14 protein-coding genes and 1 other RNA gene are annotated in these 15,997 nt (G+C 45.6%); 8 read left to right on the forward strand and 7 right to left on the reverse strand.

Translation table 11 applies throughout. The features are described 5' to 3' along the window. The first annotated feature begins 102 nt into the window (after positions 1-102). From JT717_RS14255 to fsa, 3 genes are all read left to right on the forward strand, one after another. The gene (locus JT717_RS14255) at positions 103-1,392 is read left to right on the forward strand and encodes a type IX secretion system plug protein (RefSeq protein WP_205511153.1); all 1,290 of its coding nucleotides are present in this window, start codon (positions 103-105) and stop codon (positions 1,390-1,392) included. 257 nt (positions 1,393-1,649) lie between these two features. Further along, positions 1,650-1,749: signal recognition particle sRNA small type (ffs, locus tag JT717_RS14260), an RNA gene on the forward strand. A gap of 141 nt (positions 1,750-1,890) precedes the next feature. Further along, entirely contained in the window at positions 1,891-2,565 is a 675-nt protein-coding gene (gene fsa / locus JT717_RS14265) for a fructose-6-phosphate aldolase (RefSeq protein ID WP_205511154.1), read from the forward strand. Between the two features lie 187 nt (positions 2,566-2,752). Here fsa and JT717_RS14270 read toward each other — a convergent pair whose 3' ends face one another. Beyond that, on the reverse strand, positions 2,753-3,184 hold the full coding sequence (locus tag JT717_RS14270; protein ID WP_205511155.1) for a hypothetical protein: 432 nt from the start codon (positions 3,182-3,184) through the stop codon (positions 2,753-2,755). A 107-nt stretch (positions 3,185-3,291) separates the two neighbouring features. Further along, positions 3,292-3,612, reverse strand: a complete 321-nt coding sequence (locus JT717_RS14275; RefSeq protein WP_205511156.1) for an antibiotic biosynthesis monooxygenase family protein — start codon at positions 3,610-3,612, stop codon at positions 3,292-3,294. 379 nt (positions 3,613-3,991) lie between these two features. On the opposite strand from JT717_RS14275, the gene smc reads away from it, so the two are divergent. Beyond that, positions 3,992-7,519 carry a chromosome segregation protein SMC gene (smc, locus tag JT717_RS14280; RefSeq protein ID WP_205511157.1) on the forward strand — a complete coding sequence of 1,176 codons (3,528 nt, stop codon included), beginning with the start codon at positions 3,992-3,994 and terminating at the stop codon, positions 7,517-7,519. Between the two features lie 267 nt (positions 7,520-7,786). Here the strand turns inward: smc and JT717_RS14285 are convergent, their stop codons facing one another. Further along, positions 7,787-8,320, reverse strand: a complete 534-nt coding sequence (locus JT717_RS14285) for a ferritin (RefSeq protein WP_205511158.1) — start codon at positions 8,318-8,320, stop codon at positions 7,787-7,789. A gap of 54 nt (positions 8,321-8,374) precedes the next feature. Next, the gene (locus tag JT717_RS14290) at positions 8,375-9,391 is read right to left on the reverse strand and encodes a WD40/YVTN/BNR-like repeat-containing protein (RefSeq protein ID WP_205511159.1); all 1,017 of its coding nucleotides are present in this window, start codon (positions 9,389-9,391) and stop codon (positions 8,375-8,377) included. Between the two features lie 962 nt (positions 9,392-10,353). On the opposite strand from JT717_RS14290, the gene JT717_RS14295 reads away from it, so the two are divergent. Next, a complete protein-coding gene (locus tag JT717_RS14295) occupies positions 10,354-11,049 on the forward strand; it encodes a hypothetical protein (protein ID WP_205511160.1) in 696 nt (231 codons plus the stop codon). A gap of 124 nt (positions 11,050-11,173) precedes the next feature. Here JT717_RS14295 and JT717_RS14300 read toward each other — a convergent pair whose 3' ends face one another. The 3 genes from JT717_RS14300 to JT717_RS14310 form a co-directional block, all read right to left on the reverse strand. Continuing rightward, a complete protein-coding gene (locus tag JT717_RS14300; RefSeq protein ID WP_205511161.1) occupies positions 11,174-12,079 on the reverse strand; it encodes a transglutaminase domain-containing protein in 906 nt (301 codons plus the stop codon). 368 nt (positions 12,080-12,447) lie between these two features. Continuing rightward, a complete protein-coding gene (locus JT717_RS14305) occupies positions 12,448-12,717 on the reverse strand; it encodes a hypothetical protein (protein ID WP_205511162.1) in 270 nt (89 codons plus the stop codon). Between the two features lie 570 nt (positions 12,718-13,287). Further along, the gene (locus JT717_RS14310; RefSeq protein WP_205511163.1) at positions 13,288-13,833 is read right to left on the reverse strand and encodes a sigma-70 family RNA polymerase sigma factor; all 546 of its coding nucleotides are present in this window, start codon (positions 13,831-13,833) and stop codon (positions 13,288-13,290) included. Positions 13,834-14,002: 169 nt separating this feature from the next. On the opposite strand from JT717_RS14310, the gene JT717_RS14315 reads away from it, so the two are divergent. The 3 genes from JT717_RS14315 (at position 14,003) to JT717_RS14325 (ending at position 15,994) form a co-directional block, all read left to right on the forward strand. Further along, positions 14,003-14,233, forward strand: coding sequence for a helix-turn-helix domain-containing protein (locus tag JT717_RS14315; protein WP_205511164.1), 231 nt, complete (start codon positions 14,003-14,005; stop codon positions 14,231-14,233). Between the two features lie 309 nt (positions 14,234-14,542). Next, complete coding sequence (gene ku, locus JT717_RS14320; protein WP_205511165.1) at positions 14,543-15,337, forward strand: non-homologous end joining protein Ku; 795 nt, start codon at positions 14,543-14,545, stop codon at positions 15,335-15,337. A gap of 162 nt (positions 15,338-15,499) precedes the next feature. Continuing rightward, complete coding sequence (locus JT717_RS14325; RefSeq protein ID WP_205511166.1) at positions 15,500-15,994, forward strand: hypothetical protein; 495 nt, start codon at positions 15,500-15,502, stop codon at positions 15,992-15,994. The last annotated feature ends 3 nt before the right edge of the window (positions 15,995-15,997 follow it).

Below are 15,997 nucleotides of genomic sequence, written 5' to 3' on the forward strand. Positions count from 1 at the left end.
ACGACGAATGTTTTTTGATATTTTATGGTAACATTGTATGCATGAGCACGGTGCAACGTTTACAAAATGCGGCACATTTAAATACCTGACGCAATGCAGAACATGAAAAATATCCTTATATCAGTTATAACGGGCCTGGTTTTCTCCCTTGCAGGAAAAGCACAGTTAGCAGACGCTATATACTATCCCAACATCAAGACGGCCCAGTTATTCCCTGCCGGCAATCAGCTGGGGTACCCCATCTTAAGCCTCAACAGTTCCGACCGGCTTGAGCTGCATTTCGATGACCTGGATGCCAATGTTAAAAATTACTCGTATACATACCAGTTGTGTAATGCCGACTGGACGCCGGTTATGCTCAGTAGTTTCGATTTCATTAAAGGGTTTTCCTACCAACGCATCAATACTTATCGCATTTCATCCGTGGCATTTACCCGTTACACGCATTATTCGGCCGTAGTGCCCGATAACAATTGCGCGCCTTCGCGATCGGGCAATTATATTTTGAAAGTGTTCTTAAACGGCGATACGTCAAAACTGGCTTTCACCAAACGCTTTATGGTAGTGGATAATCAGGCCACCATCACGGCACAGATCCAGCAACCTTTTAATGGCGAAATATTCCGTACCTGGCAAAAGATCCCGTTCCAGGTTACCCTGAGCGACCGCTTACAGGTGATGAACCACCTGCAGCAGGTGAAGGTGGTGATCATGCAGAACAACCGCTGGGATAATGCCCTGGTGAATGTGCGGCCAACCTTTTTTTCGGGGCGAAAACTCGATTTCAATACAGAAGACCAGATCGTGATGCCGGGGGGAAAAGAATGGCGCTGGCTCGATCTGCGCAGCTTCCGCCTGCAGAGTGACCGCGTAGCAAAAGCCAACTACAATACGCGTTCTACCGAGATCTTTGTAAAACCCGATGTTGACAGGAGCCAGCAGCGCTTTGTCTATTACCGCGACATCAATGGCATGTACACCATTGAAACAACTGAAAGCCTGAACCCGTACTGGCAAACTGATTATGCCACGGTGCATTTCACCTATATTCCGCCCGATAATGTGCCTTTTGCCAACCGCGATATTTATTTGATCGGTCAGCTCACCAATTACAACCTGAACGACAGCGCAAAAATGACCTTCAATAATGAGACACGGGCTTATGAAAGAACGCTTTTCCTGAAGCAGGGTTATTATAATTACAATTATGTGACCATCGACAGGAACGATAAGAAAAGGGCGGCTTCATATGAGTACACAGAAGGTAATTTCTGGGATACAGAAAATATGTACACCATCCTGGTGTATTACCGGGCATTGGCCGGCCGGGCCGATGAGCTGGTGGGTGTTGGTTATGTAAGTTCGCTCCACGGAAGGCAAGGTATTCAATAGGCAATAGGCAACAGGCAATAGGCAATAGACAATAGGCAATAGGCAATAGACAATAGGCAATAGGCAAAAAGGCAACAGGCAATAGACAACAGCCAATAGGCAAAAAGGCAATGGATAAGCATTTGGCAATAAACAAGGTGTGCCACAGGTACGGTAACATTGCCAGAAAAATGTGCCATAGCCGGTAGGCAATAAGCAATTTGATTTTTTTGTCTATTGCCCATTGTTAATTGTCTATTGGTTCGTACATTTGCATCCGGCAGGTCTTACACGACCAGCTCCCGCTGAACCCCCCCAGGGCCGGAAGGCAGCAAGGGTAGGTGGTTGTAGCGGTGCGATGTAAATCGCCTGCCTTTTTTCTTTTTATCCCTACAGAACTGCACGATAGGTTGTGAAACCGTTTTGAATTTACCTGCTCACTTACTCATTTCAACAAACAAGACTAATAACACAGCAAATTCGTAAATTTGCATCTGCAATCTAAAATCTAAAATAATCATGAAGTTTTTTATTGATACAGCGAATCTTGCCCAGATCAAAGAAGCTCACGACCTAGGTATTCTTGACGGTGTTACCACCAACCCCTCCCTGATGGCCAAAGAAGGTATTAAAGGCGAAGATGCGGTAATGCAACATTACCTCACCATCTGCGAGCTGGTTGATGGCGACGTAAGCGCTGAAGTATTATCTACATCTGTAGACGAAATTATTGAAGAGGGCAAAAAGCTGGCAGCTATTCACCCCAATATTGTAGTAAAAGTGCCGATGATCAAGGATGGAGTGAAAGCATTGAAATGGTTCTCCGACAACGGTATTAAAACCAACTGCACACTGGTATTCTCTGCCGGTCAGGCGATCCTGGCTGCAAAAGCAGGTGCTAACTATGTATCCCCCTTTATTGGCCGTGTTGACGACAGTAACTGGGATGGTCTTGACCTCATTAAACAAATTGCCCAGATCTACAAGATCCAGGGTTATAAAACAGAGATCCTGTCTGCTTCTATCCGCAGCCCGTTGCACATTGTAAAATGCGCTGAAGCAGGTTCTGATGTGATCACTTCACCGCTGGAACCCATCCTGGGTCTGTTGAAACATCCGTTAACGGATATCGGATTGGCCAAATTCCTCGATGACGCCAAGAAAATGCGTCATGAACTGGCTACCGCCAAGTAATCAATTGGCAATTGGCCAATAGACAATAGACAATAGGCAATAGACAATAGGCAATTGACAATTGGCAATAGGCAATAGACAATAGGCAAAAGCCGAAGCATAAAAGAACAAGGGATTGGAGCTTCCAATCCCTTGTTTATTTAAGACTGCTAACGGGGCACGGTATCAACCGTGGCGGGTTAAACGATCACATTAAATTTCTTCTGCTTCGCCGCGAAGGCCTGTTCATGATCTCATCCACCGTTTTTAACTTTTCTTCCACCTCCATTTTCTTGATATAAATGGTACATTCCTTCCAAATGGCCGTATTATTTTTCAATACCGCTTTTACCGTTACTTTTTCTCCCTTAAAAGCAGTGTCGAGTACCAGGCTATTGCCTTCGAACTTACCTGCCGAGGCGGTGAAATCAATTTCCTTATTGGTTAAAGGCAGCCAGCGCCCGTTCGACAACTTGCCATCAACGTTGATATAATTATGTACTCCTTTCTTCAGGCTGTCGGTATACAGGTGAAAATAAATACTGTCCACCTGCTGCGCGCGACCGGTTATACCGGCAATAGTGATCAGCAGTAGAAGCACGAACCGCTTAACGGGTACGATGGTTGGTTTTTTCAGCATGGTGATATATAAATATAAATGGCTTCAAAAAATCCGACGGTTACAGGTCCTGTTATATAGACTATAACGAACCCCGCCGGGTTGTGTTGTGCCTAACTAAATGTGTGTTAAATGGGCGCCGGAACCATCGTCGAAACTTCTTCATAATGGCGCACAACGGGGTCATACCGCACCATCATATCCTGGGCGATCTGGGGAACCACGGCAATATCTGCCGCCTCGCCGGCGAATTCCTTAATGGCCTCCATACTGTCCCAATAGGTCACTACCAGGAATTCAATGCCGTCGGTGACTTCGCGCTGATGGATGGAAGCATGTTTAAAGCCCCTGATCGTTTTTAGCTTTTTGAACGTATCGTTTTGAAGATGAGCGATATAATCATTGGCACGCTCCGGTTTTACAACGCCTGTCCAGTTTCTGGTGATCATAGTCAAATGGAATTGATTAGTAAATATGCTAAACGCTAAACGCCTAATGATTAACGTTTAACGCCTAGCGCTTAACGTAAAAGCAGTTATCAACACTTCTAAAGCAATTGCCGTTCCGTATTTGGTATTCCGGCGCAGGGCTGCCGCTGCTGCACCATGGTTAAGCAAACCAGGGTATTTGGCGCAGCAACCTTCCGCGTTCAGCTTTAAGCGTTCAGCATCAGCCTTAAAGATACCAACAACATATTAACATTTATAAACACCATTTCACAGGCTTTATTCCACAAAAGTGCACAACTTTTGAGGCGTGTTAGCAGAAGCGGCACTATTTTGTATCGCTATTCGTTACTTTTGTCGTTTCCATAAAAAAATAGATCAAGTGCGCTTAAAAAGCTTAGAAATCAAAGGGTTCAAGAGTTTCGCCGATAAAACCGTACTCCACTTCGATGAGGGAATTACGGGCGTTATCGGGCCCAACGGGTGTGGTAAAAGTAATATTATCGACAGTATCCGCTGGGTGATCGGGGAGCAGAAGATCAGCCACCTCCGCAGCGAGAACCTTGAAAGCCTGGTGTTTAACGGGTCAAAGACCCGCTCGGCATCCGGCCTTGCCGAGGTGAGCCTTACCTTCGAAAATACCCGGAACCTGCTGCCGACCGAGTTCAGCACCATTACAGTAACCCGCAAATTCTACAAAAGCGGGGAAAGTGAATACCGCCTGAATGATGTTCAATGCCGCTTGCGCGATATCCAGAACCTGTTCATGGATACCGGGGTAAGCACCGACAGCTACGCCATCATTGAGCTGGGAATGGTTGATGAGATCATTAAAGACAAAGAGAACAGCCGCCGCCGTATGCTGGAGCAGGCTGCCGGCATCACCATTTATAAGACCCGCAAAAAAGAGGCTAAGCAGAAGCTGGATGCCACGGAGCAGGACCTGGCCCGTATCGAAGACCTGTTGTTTGAGATAAACAACCAGTTAAAGACCCTGGAGAACCAGGCTAAAAAAGCAGAGAAATACTACGAGATAAAGAAAGAATACCGCGAGCTGAGCATCGAGCTGGCCAAAGCGGCCCTCGAAGGTTTTAACCTCACGTATCGAGAGCTCAATAGCCAGTCGGAAATAGAGACTGATAAAAAGATCCGGCTGGATGCTGAGATCGCCAACGAGGAAGCGATCATTGAGCAGGAAAAACTAAGCTTTATTGAAAAAGAACGTGCCCTACAAAGCATGCAGCACGAGTTCAACGACCTGTTGCAAACCCTGCGTACCAAGGAGAATGAAAAGAACCTGGCTTCGCAGCGCCTGAATTTCCTGAAAGAAAAGGAAACCAGCCTGCAGGAGTTCCTGAACAAAAGTGAAGGCACCCTGAAATCTATTGAAGACAGTATTGAATATACCCGCGTACAGGTAGAGCAGGAGCAGGGCAAACTGGAAGGCCTGGAACAAATGGTGGAGGAGCATAAAGAAGCGGTGAGCGCCAAACGCAGCGTTTTTGATGAAATGAGAGGCCGGGTCGACAGTCTGCGGGCCGAGAACCTCAGCCTGCAGCGCAACCAGTTCGATGCCGAAAAGAAAGTGGCCGTTGCCGATACCTCTATCCAGAACGTTCAAAAAGCGATCAGCCAGATCGAAGAAGAACGCGAAGCCCGCTATAGCCAGTTAAAACAACTGGAAGAAGAAAAGATGGTGAAAGAGCAGGAGCTGGATAAAAGGCAGATTGACCTGGTGCAATTACAGGAACACCAGGAAAGGACCAAAGAACAGATCCTGATCACCCAGCGGGAACTGGAAGGTTTACGCCAACAGCTGGCCGAAGAAGGCAGAAAGCTGGACGCGAAAAAGAACGAGCACGATCTGCTGAAAAGTTTGATCGACTCCATGGAAGGTTATCCGGAAAGCGTAAAATTCCTGCATAATAACCCGGGCTGGAATCATACAGCGCCCATTTTATCAGATATCATATACGTTAAGGAAGAATTTCGCGCAGCCGTGGAGAACGTGCTGGAACCTTACCTGAACTATTATGTGGTGAACAACCTGCAGGAAGGTTTACAGGCGGTGCACCTGCTCGATAACAACAAGAAAGGAAAAGCGAATTTCTTCCTGCTCGATAAATTGAACGAACGTAAGAACGAACAGGAGAACGGCCATGCGCCCGCCAATACCATCGCTGCCATGGATGTGATTGAGGTAGATGCGCAATACCGCCAGCTGGCCGAGTACCTGCTCGGTAATGTATTCATTGCCGAAAGCGAGGATGCTTTGGCCACCAGCAACGGTTCGGTAGTGCTGGAAAAAACAGGTAAATACGTAAAAGGAAAATATGCGTTGACCGGCGGTAGCGTGGGTTTATTTGAAGGAAAAAAGATCGGCCGCGCCAAGAACCTCGAAAAATTGCATGAAGAGATCGTGGCATTGGAACAGGTGGTACAGGGATTGAAAGACGGCATTCAGCAAAAGCACAACGAGGTGATCGGCTACAACGAGCAATTAAAAGATACAGCCATTAAACAGGCCCAGGCCGATATCAATACACTTACCAACCAGGTATTCTCCCTCGAGAACAAAATGGAGAACCTGCACGGTTTGCAAAGTTCTTCCCAAAACAGGTTGGAAGAACTGCAGATGAACCTCGAAGAAACCACTTCTTCCATTTCAGGCACGCGCCAGCAATGGATGGAACTGGTGAACCAGTTGAACGAGCTGAAGGAACAATTGACCAGTGTTGAGAATGAATACAAATCGGCTGAAAGCGAATACAACAATGCCCAGTCGGTATTCAATGAATATAATCTTCAGTTAACCCGTCAAACGAGCAAGATCAATTCGCTGAAGCAGGAGCTGGATTTCAAGAGCAAACAGCTGGTTGATCTGCGTAACCAGATCGAAGCCAATGCATCGCAGTTGAAACAGACACTGGAAAGCATCACGGAAAGCGCCGACCAGCTGGCCAATGCAGAAAATGGGCTGGTAGACATGATGCGGCGCAAGGAAGAAGAGGAGAAAACGCTTAACGAGGCCGACCAGGCCTATTACAACCTGCGCAATGCGCTGAGCGAAAAAGAAAGTGAACTGCGTCATAAGTCGAAGGAAAGAGAGCAGACCGAGCATTTGCTGAGTGAAATAAAGGACAAGCTGAATGAATTGAAGCTGCAGCTGGCCGGAATGAAAGAGCGTTTGAGCGTTGAGTTCAAGATCAACCTCGATGATATCATCGATCAACCCCGTACAGGCGACACGCCGGTAGAGGAGTTGCAGGAAAAAGGCGACAAAATGAAAAAGCGCCTCGAGAACCTGGGTGAAGTGAACCCAACAGCTATAGAAGCGTTCCAGGAAATGAAAAAGCGCTACGAGTTCATCCTGGAGCAAAAGAATGACCTGGTGACGGCGAAAGACAGTTTGTTACAAACCATCCAGGAAGTAGAAGCTACTGCCAACCAGCAGTTCCTCGATACGTTCAACAAGGTGCGCGAGAATTTCCAGAAGGTGTTCAAAGCATTGTTCACGGAGGATGATTCGGCAGATATGATCCTCGAGAATCCTGAGAACCTGGCCGAGACCAGCATCGACATTGTGGCCAAACCGAAGGGTAAACGCCCGTCTTCGATCACGCAGCTGAGTGGGGGAGAAAAGACCCTCACGGCAACGGCCCTGCTGTTTGCGATCTACCTGATCAAACCGGCGCCGTTCTGTATCCTCGATGAGGTGGATGCGCCGCTGGATGATGCCAATGTAGGTAAGTTCACGCAAATGATCCGTAAGTTCAGCCAGGAGAGCCAGTTCATCATCGTAACGCACAACAAGCAAACGATGAGCGCTGTGGATGTGATCTACGGGGTAACCATGCAGGAACCCGGCGTAAGCAAGCTTGTACCGGTTGACTTCAGAAATTTGAATTAACGCGGTTTAATGATTAGATATGTTAAGCCCTGGCGGTAACGCCGGGGTTTTCTATTTACTGCACGCTTTTAAGCAAAAACAGCGCAGTTATGGGCGAAATCAGCGCAGATACAAACTGGCGTTTCAACGCATTGAAACATAAGTTACTTTCGCTGCACTTTACAGTAACTCTCCATAGCCATGAAACCAACAATACTGTAAAGCGTTTTGAGCATAAAAAATGCCCCGGCACCTGCCGGGGCATTTAAATATCGTGAACTTATGTTCTTAGTGATGTCCGTGGCCGCCTTTCCTGCCGCCACCGCCTTCCTGAACGGCCAGGGTAGCCAGGTCGCGATCGAACAGGTACATCCCGCCTTTGTCTTCACCGATCAGGTTCAGTTTATCGATGATCTCACGCGCCAGGCTTTCTTCCTCGATCTGCTCGGTAACATACCATTGCAGGAAATTATGGGTGGTGTAATCTTTTTCCTGGATACACAATTCAACCAGTGCATTGATCTCGTTCGAGACTTTTACCTCATGAGAATGCACGATATCGAAGATCTCACGGATGTTCTTAAAATCTTTTTGCGGAGCGGCGAAAGGGGGAACAATAGCATGGCCGCCGCGATCATTAATGTAGCGGAACAACTTCAGCATATGCATTCTTTCCTCATCCGAATGATGATACAGGAACTGCGCCACGCCTTTATATCCTTTAACTTCTGCCCAGGAGCCCATTGCCAGGTAATACATGGATGAATAGCCTTCCAGGTCTATTTGTCGGTTTAATGCCTCTTCAATTTTGCTCGAGATCATACGTGAATAATTTTATTCAAATTACTGAAATAATACAATAAACCGGTAACTTAATTACAATACCAGTTTGGCTATTCTTCCATTACTGCCCGCGAAAAAAACTGTTTTTCCTCTTTTAGCTTTACGGCACACATGATACCCGGTTTCGCTGATCAATCGCCAGTTCAGGCCGCCGTCGGTTGACAGATCAACGCCCGAGGTGCCGCAACATACGAGCTTTTTGTTGCTGATATACGTTACGCTGCTGCGATAGCCATGGGGCGGGGTAGCAGGGTGGAACCAGCTTTGTCCGCCATCGTTGGTGAGCACGCAATTGCGCGTAGTGTCCTTATCGTTGCTGAAATCGCCCCCGGTAATAATAAAGGTATTGCTTACACGAGGTCCGTCGCTGCGTACTGCAATTGAATTGGCGCCGGTGCTTTCCTTTCCCTGGATGATAGGGATCAACCGGCCGCCGGCATCATCGTGTAAGCGGCTCACGGTGCCGCCGCTCACGAACAGGAAATCCTTATTACGAAAATAATGGATATTGCTGCCGCTGCTGGCAAAACAGGCTTCCCCCGCCACCGCATTGGATTGCATGATGGCTGGTGTTTTCTTCCAGGTATTGCCGCCGTTGGTGGTTTTTGCAATGAAGAATTTAGAGTCGATGGGATCACCCACTACCACGCCGTGTTTGTTATCATAAAAGTCCATCGCATCGAGAAACATGCCTTTGGTGGAATCTGTAAATACCACCTTCCAGCTGTCGCCGCCATCGGTTGTCTTTAATATTCTGGCTGGTTCTGCTATGCCCATGATGATAGCTGTGGTCGCATTAAAAGCCTCTATATCGCGGAAATCGGTTTTTTCAAATCCTTTTACGGTGATCCATTTCCAGGTTTTACCGCCATCCAGTGACCTGCCAACGGTACCCTGGCTGCCGCTTACCCAAACAATGTCGTCGCTAACGGGACTTAAACCGCGGATCGAGGTGGCTTTTCCGCTAGTCAACAATTCTATGGTTTGAGCTGCTACGCAAAAATGCAGGCCTATCAGCAAGGATAACAACAATGATAAGCGGGCCGTCATGGGTGTTTTGTTTTGGAACCATGAATATAAAAGAAAAAGCCCTGACGGAACCGTCAGGGCCAATATAATTTCATCAGTCGACCTACCAAATTTGAACTGCTTTCATTGGTATCGGATTTCATTTCAAAGGTAAAACACTTTTTGGTTACAGGTTTTCAGGATATCGACTGGGTTTTTCAAGGATCCCATTGGATCTGGTTTTTGAACTAAGGCATTGGATCTGGAACTGTGGACGGTTTTTTTTAAGGATACGATCTACAATGTAAGATCTTGATTTTTTGGAACCGGTCTTTTACTGGATAATTGGATGGTGGTCTTCGGATACTGGATTTTGAAACCTCTTTAAAAACTTATTACTAACTGATCATTGTGAATCAGTAAATCAAAAATATATGTTAAACTCATTCAATCATAGAGCAAATCTGCCCGATTTAAAACCTTCAGTTATTACGTGGGCTATAGTTTAAACAACATACGGTTGCGGTAAATAACCAGTTAGTGGTATAGTAATTTTACTAAAGTGCCGGGTTGCGAACCCGGTAAGAGGGCAGTAATAAGATCTTTTCGGTTAAGGAACTTGACCATCGGCTTTGCGTAAATTCTACAGCTGGTTTTTACCGTGAATAAAAAGGCAACAATCAGCCTGCCAAAAAAAGTCTTTAGGTAAGGCAGCGTAATTGTACAGCAAGCTATGTGTTGCCCACTACGTAAAAATATCGGTTGTTTAATACAGATATAACCTTGGCGGATACCCGCCGGCTAAGGCTAAATCGATAATAGAAGTACAATGCACGCCGGTTGGTTCAGGAGCGTTGATTTGTCTTATGCAACCGGTTGTGCAGAAATGATTTTTGTCAATCGTATTTTATGCAGAAACCGATAAAAGTACAATTACTGAAAAACGCGCCAGGTGCAATATTTGCGGTATTTTAGCGATTTTAGAGCGTAATCCTGTTCATGTTTTGAAAAGTATTATTTACCAGATCGTATCTATTGTTGCTGTGGGATTGTATTTCGTACCTATGCTTATTGTGATAGCCAAAAAGCTATGGCCGGCCATTCCATTCAGGTTATTTGCTTTGTACTGGCTCACATGCGCTTTGGCGAACCTGGTTGAATTCCTTCCATTGTCTGAACGGGCTATGGACCTGTACACCACGATCTACAACCTGCTCGATATTCCCTTTGTATTGATCATCTTTTATTTCTCCACGACGGCTGTGGCTGTTAAAAAGTTCACCAGGCTGGTAGCGCCGGCCATGGTGGCGGTGGGCCTGGTAAACTGTATCATTCGCGGATTTACAACCGATGCGCTGGAGTATGTGCTGGGCGGTGAGCTGCTGATCGTATTGGGGGTCATCATCTGGGAGATCATTTTGAAATTACAAAAGATCAAACTCAGCGGCCATACCAAAGGCCTCCTGTTGATCTGGGCAGCGCTGCTGTTTGAATACGGAACCTTTGTAGTTATCTATATCTTCGATTATTTCCTGCCCGGCGTTTCTTCATCAGCCGATAGTTTCCTGATGTATTATTTGTCATCTCTGATTGCCCTTCCTGTAGCGATTGGCGGATTTTTAATAAAAGCCAAACGCACCAGCGCTCGGGAAACTGATCATTTCCAAAACCAGGCCAGCGCAGAATACTTAATTAGCTGATGTGCTGATGTGCTGATGTGCTGATGTGCTGATGTGCTGATTTGCTGATTGGAATGCACATTGACAACGCCCGACGTAGAACTTAGGAACTTTGAACTGTGAACTTTGAACAATAAACAGGTAATTACAAATTAATGATGGCGTAGGCTGTTTCACTTACGTACGGTCCGCCGGGATAGCGGGCGGTATAGTCGAGGTTGACCCAGTATTGACCGTTTTGTTCGTGGTAATACATATTGTCGATGGCTTCGTTGCCAAACAGGTGAATGACGGCCTGTTGCATCATCTCAAACTGTTTTTCGTCGCCACAAAGCAATTCAGGGTACAGGTGCCCATCTGTGAGGATCATGCGGCAATGAGCGCCTATGGCTTTCATACAGGTCACCATCAGGATGGTATGATCATCGCAATCGCCTCCCATTCCATTCTGAATGGTTTCCCGGGCGGTGGCAAAATATTCATCCCTTTCCGAATCAGATACGTATTTGAAATTGCTGTTGATGTATTTGAAAAGTGATAAGAGCCGTACCTGTGAACCGTATTTCGGGTAATACTCGTCAAAGGACTCTACCGAATGTTTTACGGCAAAGTTCCGCACCAGGGAATCGGTAGGATGTACTTTTGACTGCAGCGCTTTTACGGTCTTTGTAAGTGGACCGTCAAAGAAGGTCGGGCGCAACACGAGGTCAATTTCTTTCTGCTCTTTTTTGCCCCAGTTATTTTGCACCATGGATTTATAATCCCTGAGCATGTTACCAAAGCCATAGCCATTTGTCAGCTGATTGTAAATAAGTACCAGTATGAGTAAACCTACTGCCGGCAGCAATAAAAAGCGGAATAACCGGAGGGTAAGAAAAGTAAGGGCGGCCGCCAGGATAATAGAAACAGTAAGATCCAGGTTCCAGTCCCCCAATATCAATGGTGGAATGTAACGATTGATTAATGGGGCCAGCGGGATCACTGCAATTACACTTAAGATCACCAGCAGCACTTTCCTCGTATGGCCATATTTATCCTGGGCTTGGTTCATAACGCACTTGATTTACAGTAACGTAAGATCAACCATTTTTTTTGTATGGCAAGTGTTAAAGGTATCTGTAATTTGACCGGTAAAGATTTTACCTGATAACGTGGTAAAATAATGCATGGAGTTGTATCAGGCGCTTACCGCCAGTTAACCCGTTGGATCCCCCGAAAAATGGGTATCAACCAGGCAACTGGTTAAAGCAAACATACGAAAAAGCGGTCAGAAAGTAAAAGGTTTAACGTATAGTGTTGGCGGTTAAATGAGCGACAGGTTATAAAAAGCAAAAGGTTTAAAGCGTGACCTTTTTAAATATTAATAATATTCAAAGTGAGGTAACAGCTTTAAACCTTCCAACTTATAGTTCAAACTAACTACTCATCATCTTCTTCCTCATAATAGGCATCCTGGCCGTCGTTGTAAACGGCTTCCCATTCTTTCACTTTATCATCGCTCAGCAGTTCCAGAATGTCGAAGATCGGATCGTTTTTCTTTTTCCACACCAATACCGGCATATCCTCATACTGAGTGACATACAGGCACTGATCGGTTTCCACCGTTATCTTAATAAGCGTTACAGGATCGTCTTCTTTTTCCTGTATCAAATAATAACAGCCGGGCTCTAATAAAGCATACGAATACATACTAATATCCTCCACCTTTTTTAATGTTTCAAAAAAGAAGAATCAACAGGTTGCAAGCCGAATTTAACGGGTAGTGTCGCGTTTCGTTCTACAGAATTTAATGTGTTGGTTCCATGTAGTATAATGGGGGTGTAAGTTAGTTTCCCGGAACGCTGACGAATCAAAATTAGGATAAAAAAACACACTGGCCATAACCCCGGGGCCTGCCAGCCCGAATTTATAATTTGTTTAAAAATGGTTATTGACAACCAGTTCGTTACGTGGTTTAGCTGTTTTAGCGGGCGGAGATTAATTGATGAAATTTAAATTTTCGGATGCACTGTTTAAAACGGGTTTTTGGCATCCCGTTTATGTGCTGGCGAAGCTGGCAAAAATGCATTTTCGGCTGTCAAAATTAGGGTCGCCGGTGGTTCAAATTCCTCCTTTATATATTTATTAATTGTCCGAAAAACAAGTCATGCCAATAGCCGCCGGGCGCCGCCAGGTTTTCATGACAGGAAACCGGGGATTGCCATTCGCATGCAGTCTGAAAGTGCATATCCGGGTATTATAGAGATCTGATTTTACCGTTTATAGTTTTGGCTGCACTTTTCCGCGTACCAGTTGAATGCCGCGCACTTTCTGGTTCCGCACGGTGTGAACTGAAAGTTGAAGGTGGCGGGCTATTTGTTTGTTGCTGAAGCCGCCGATATAACTCAACAGGATTATTTTCCGGCATTGCAGCGGCAATGACTCCACGCTGTCGTAAACATCGTGTAAGATCTCTGACCGGGTGATGGAACTGAGTATAGATTCATCGAACTCGTCTGCAATAAGGCGCCAGCCGGCTTTGGCGCGTGCCTGGCGGCGCGTCCTTTGATTGTAGTTTATGCAGGCATTTTTCGTGCTGATATACAAAAATGCTTTTGCGGCTTCCAGGGCATTGAACTGATATCGTTTCTGCCAGTACTTTACAAAAATATCGGCAACAAGGTCTTCAGCGGCCAGCCCGTCTTTCAGCAGTTTACGGGCAAAATAGACCAGGGGATCATAAAAACGATCATAAACACTGGCAAAGGCAAGTGGCTCATCTTCATACCAATGCCCAGGTACGTTACATGGGTGCGGTAGGCGCATACAAAAGGTTTACTGGTTAAGATAATTGAGGGACTGCAGGCTGGTTGGGTGAGAAAAAACCGGATCGGGAGAATGACGGCGCAAAAATAAGGGAAAAGTGTAATGTGGGGTAGTGGTCCCACATCTTTTTTGTGAATTTCGGTGATCTTACTCCGGTTAATACATTATAATGAAGGCAGGGGACGATCAGGAGATCCTAAGAAAGTTTGGCGATAATCTAAAGCGGATAAGAAAACGCAAGGGCTTTAGCCTGCGTGCTTTGTCGTATGAGTGTTCTATAGACTTCAGTGATATTGGAAAAATTGAACGCGGACAAACAAATATCACCTTACTCACCATTATGCAACTGGCCAAAGCGCTCGAGATCCCGGCAGAGGATTTGTTTAAATGGGAGAACTAGCAAACGGGCTCATCCATGTTGCGGTATATCTTTCACTAAGCCGCTTATCAGCGGCAGTATGCTATTTCTATTAGTTCTGGCGGAAACCATCGCCAGGGCCGGCCGTTGCTTTGGAGACGGCTATGGCGCTTTTTGCGGCCATGCGCAAAAAAATACCCATTTGCAGCGTTTTACCGGTTAAAACGGCCTTACCGGAAAAGAAAAGCAGGCTGGTACAGGTACATCAGCGTCAGTATGAATCTTCTGCGTTTTCCATGGTGAATCAACTGGCACAAAAGTTTAAGCATTAATACTACTAAAACGACATTTATGCGAGCCATTTGGACCGGAGCGATAGGTTTCGGGCTAGTAAATATTCCCGTTAAACTATACAGCGCTGTACAAGGCAGTGAGCTTGATCTGGATATGCTGGATAAAAAGGATCATTCCAATATCCGTTTCCAGCGCGTGAATGAAAAAACAGGCAAAGAGGTGGCCTGGTCAAATATAGTTCGGGGTTACAACCTCGATGGCCAATATGTGGTACTTACTGAAGAGGACTTTCAAAAAGTAAGGCCCGAGAAAAATAAGATCATCAATATTGCAGAGTTTGTAGACGAATCTGAAATAGATACCATTTATTACGAAAACCCCTATTATCTGGCGCCGGAAAAGAGTGGCCAAAAAGCGTATAATCTCCTGCGTGATGCCCTTGAGGAAACCGGAAAAGTGGGATTGGGAACCTATGTACTGCGGAACAAGGAAAGTATTGGATTGATAAAACCGCATGAGGATATATTGGTTCTGAATAAGATACGCTTTGGCGAAGAGATCCGGGATGCTTCAGAACTGGATGTTAAAACAACCAAAAGCAATCCGCAGGAACTGAAAATGGCAATTGCCCTGATAAACCAGTTATCTGGCAAGTTTGATATCTCACATTTTAAGGATACGTATTCAGAGGATCTGTTGAAGCTGATCAAGGATAAAGCAAAAGGCAAGAAAATTGAGAAGCCCACTTTGCGCGTGGTGCATTCCCGGTCAAAAGACCTGATGGAGCAACTGAAAGCAAGTCTTGGGCAGAAAGAAAAAGGAGGCGGGGGCCGCCGAAGAAAAGCTTCGTGATATCAAAAAAAGTAAGAAAAATTTCGGTAAATTAGTAGTAATCCATCGCGTGTTTTTGGTTAATGCTTAACCATAACAACGGTTATTGTTCGCCCTACGAAGTTGACATTCACGTCTTACAATACGGAACAATTTTTATAAACACTTGAAAATATCACGCTTGTGGAATATCAACAAATAGCCGAAATTGTAAATGACCTTTCTACAATTAATCGGGAACGGGCTAAGGCTTACGAGGAAGCGTCTTTTCTTAATTTCATTTTTAACCTGGAGTTACGCGGCACATTTGCCTTACTGGCCAACCAAAGCCGGCAAAACAGTTTTGCGCTCCGTCAATACCTGGAGCAATTGCAAAGCCATATTCCCGTCACAAAAAAGCCATTACCCCAGCTCAGATTTGGCGATCTGTATAACAAATGGAAAGAAATGGGCGTATCCTTTTCCGGTCCGAACATCTACGACATGCTGAAAAGCAGTGAAGCCGGAGAACAAGCCATACAGGTCATTTATAGCAACGCGATTGCCCAGCTGCCTGCCGGTGAACTGCAATATTTGCTGGAAAACCAGTTGCGGGGACTGCAAAATTCACACAGCGTTGTTATCGGCATTTTGAACCAGCCGCAGAAAATGCCGCAGAAAATGAAAAAGTCGATTTAACCG

Origin of the sequence: Longitalea arenae (assembly GCF_016924755.1) — a bacterium.
In the GTDB taxonomy this organism is placed as follows: domain Bacteria; phylum Bacteroidota; class Bacteroidia; order Chitinophagales; family Chitinophagaceae; genus Niastella; species Niastella arenae.

Coding starts and splice junctions, on each gene's coding strand:
- JT717_RS14275 (WP_205511156.1), bottom strand. CDS start 3,612: ATGATCACCAGAAACTGGACAGGCGTTGTAAAACCGGAGCGTGCCAAT.
- JT717_RS14255 (WP_205511153.1), top strand. CDS start 103: ATGAAAAATATCCTTATATCAGTTATAACGGGCCTGGTTTTCTCCCTT.
- JT717_RS14305 (WP_205511162.1), bottom strand. CDS start 12,717: ATGTATTCGTATGCTTTATTAGAGCCCGGCTGTTATTATTTGATACAG.
- fsa (WP_205511154.1), top strand. CDS start 1,891: ATGAAGTTTTTTATTGATACAGCGAATCTTGCCCAGATCAAAGAAGCT.
- JT717_RS14310 (WP_205511163.1), bottom strand. CDS start 13,833: ATGCGCCTACCGCACCCATGTAACGTACCTGGGCATTGGTATGAAGAT.
- JT717_RS14270 (WP_205511155.1), bottom strand. CDS start 3,184: ATGCTGAAAAAACCAACCATCGTACCCGTTAAGCGGTTCGTGCTTCTA.
- JT717_RS14300 (WP_205511161.1), bottom strand. CDS start 12,079: ATGAACCAAGCCCAGGATAAATATGGCCATACGAGGAAAGTGCTGCTG.
- JT717_RS14285 (WP_205511158.1), bottom strand. CDS start 8,320: ATGATCTCGAGCAAAATTGAAGAGGCATTAAACCGACAAATAGACCTG.
- JT717_RS14290 (WP_205511159.1), bottom strand. CDS start 9,391: ATGACGGCCCGCTTATCATTGTTGTTATCCTTGCTGATAGGCCTGCAT.
- JT717_RS14315 (WP_205511164.1), top strand. CDS start 14,003: ATGAAGGCAGGGGACGATCAGGAGATCCTAAGAAAGTTTGGCGATAAT.
- ku (WP_205511165.1), top strand. CDS start 14,543: ATGCGAGCCATTTGGACCGGAGCGATAGGTTTCGGGCTAGTAAATATT.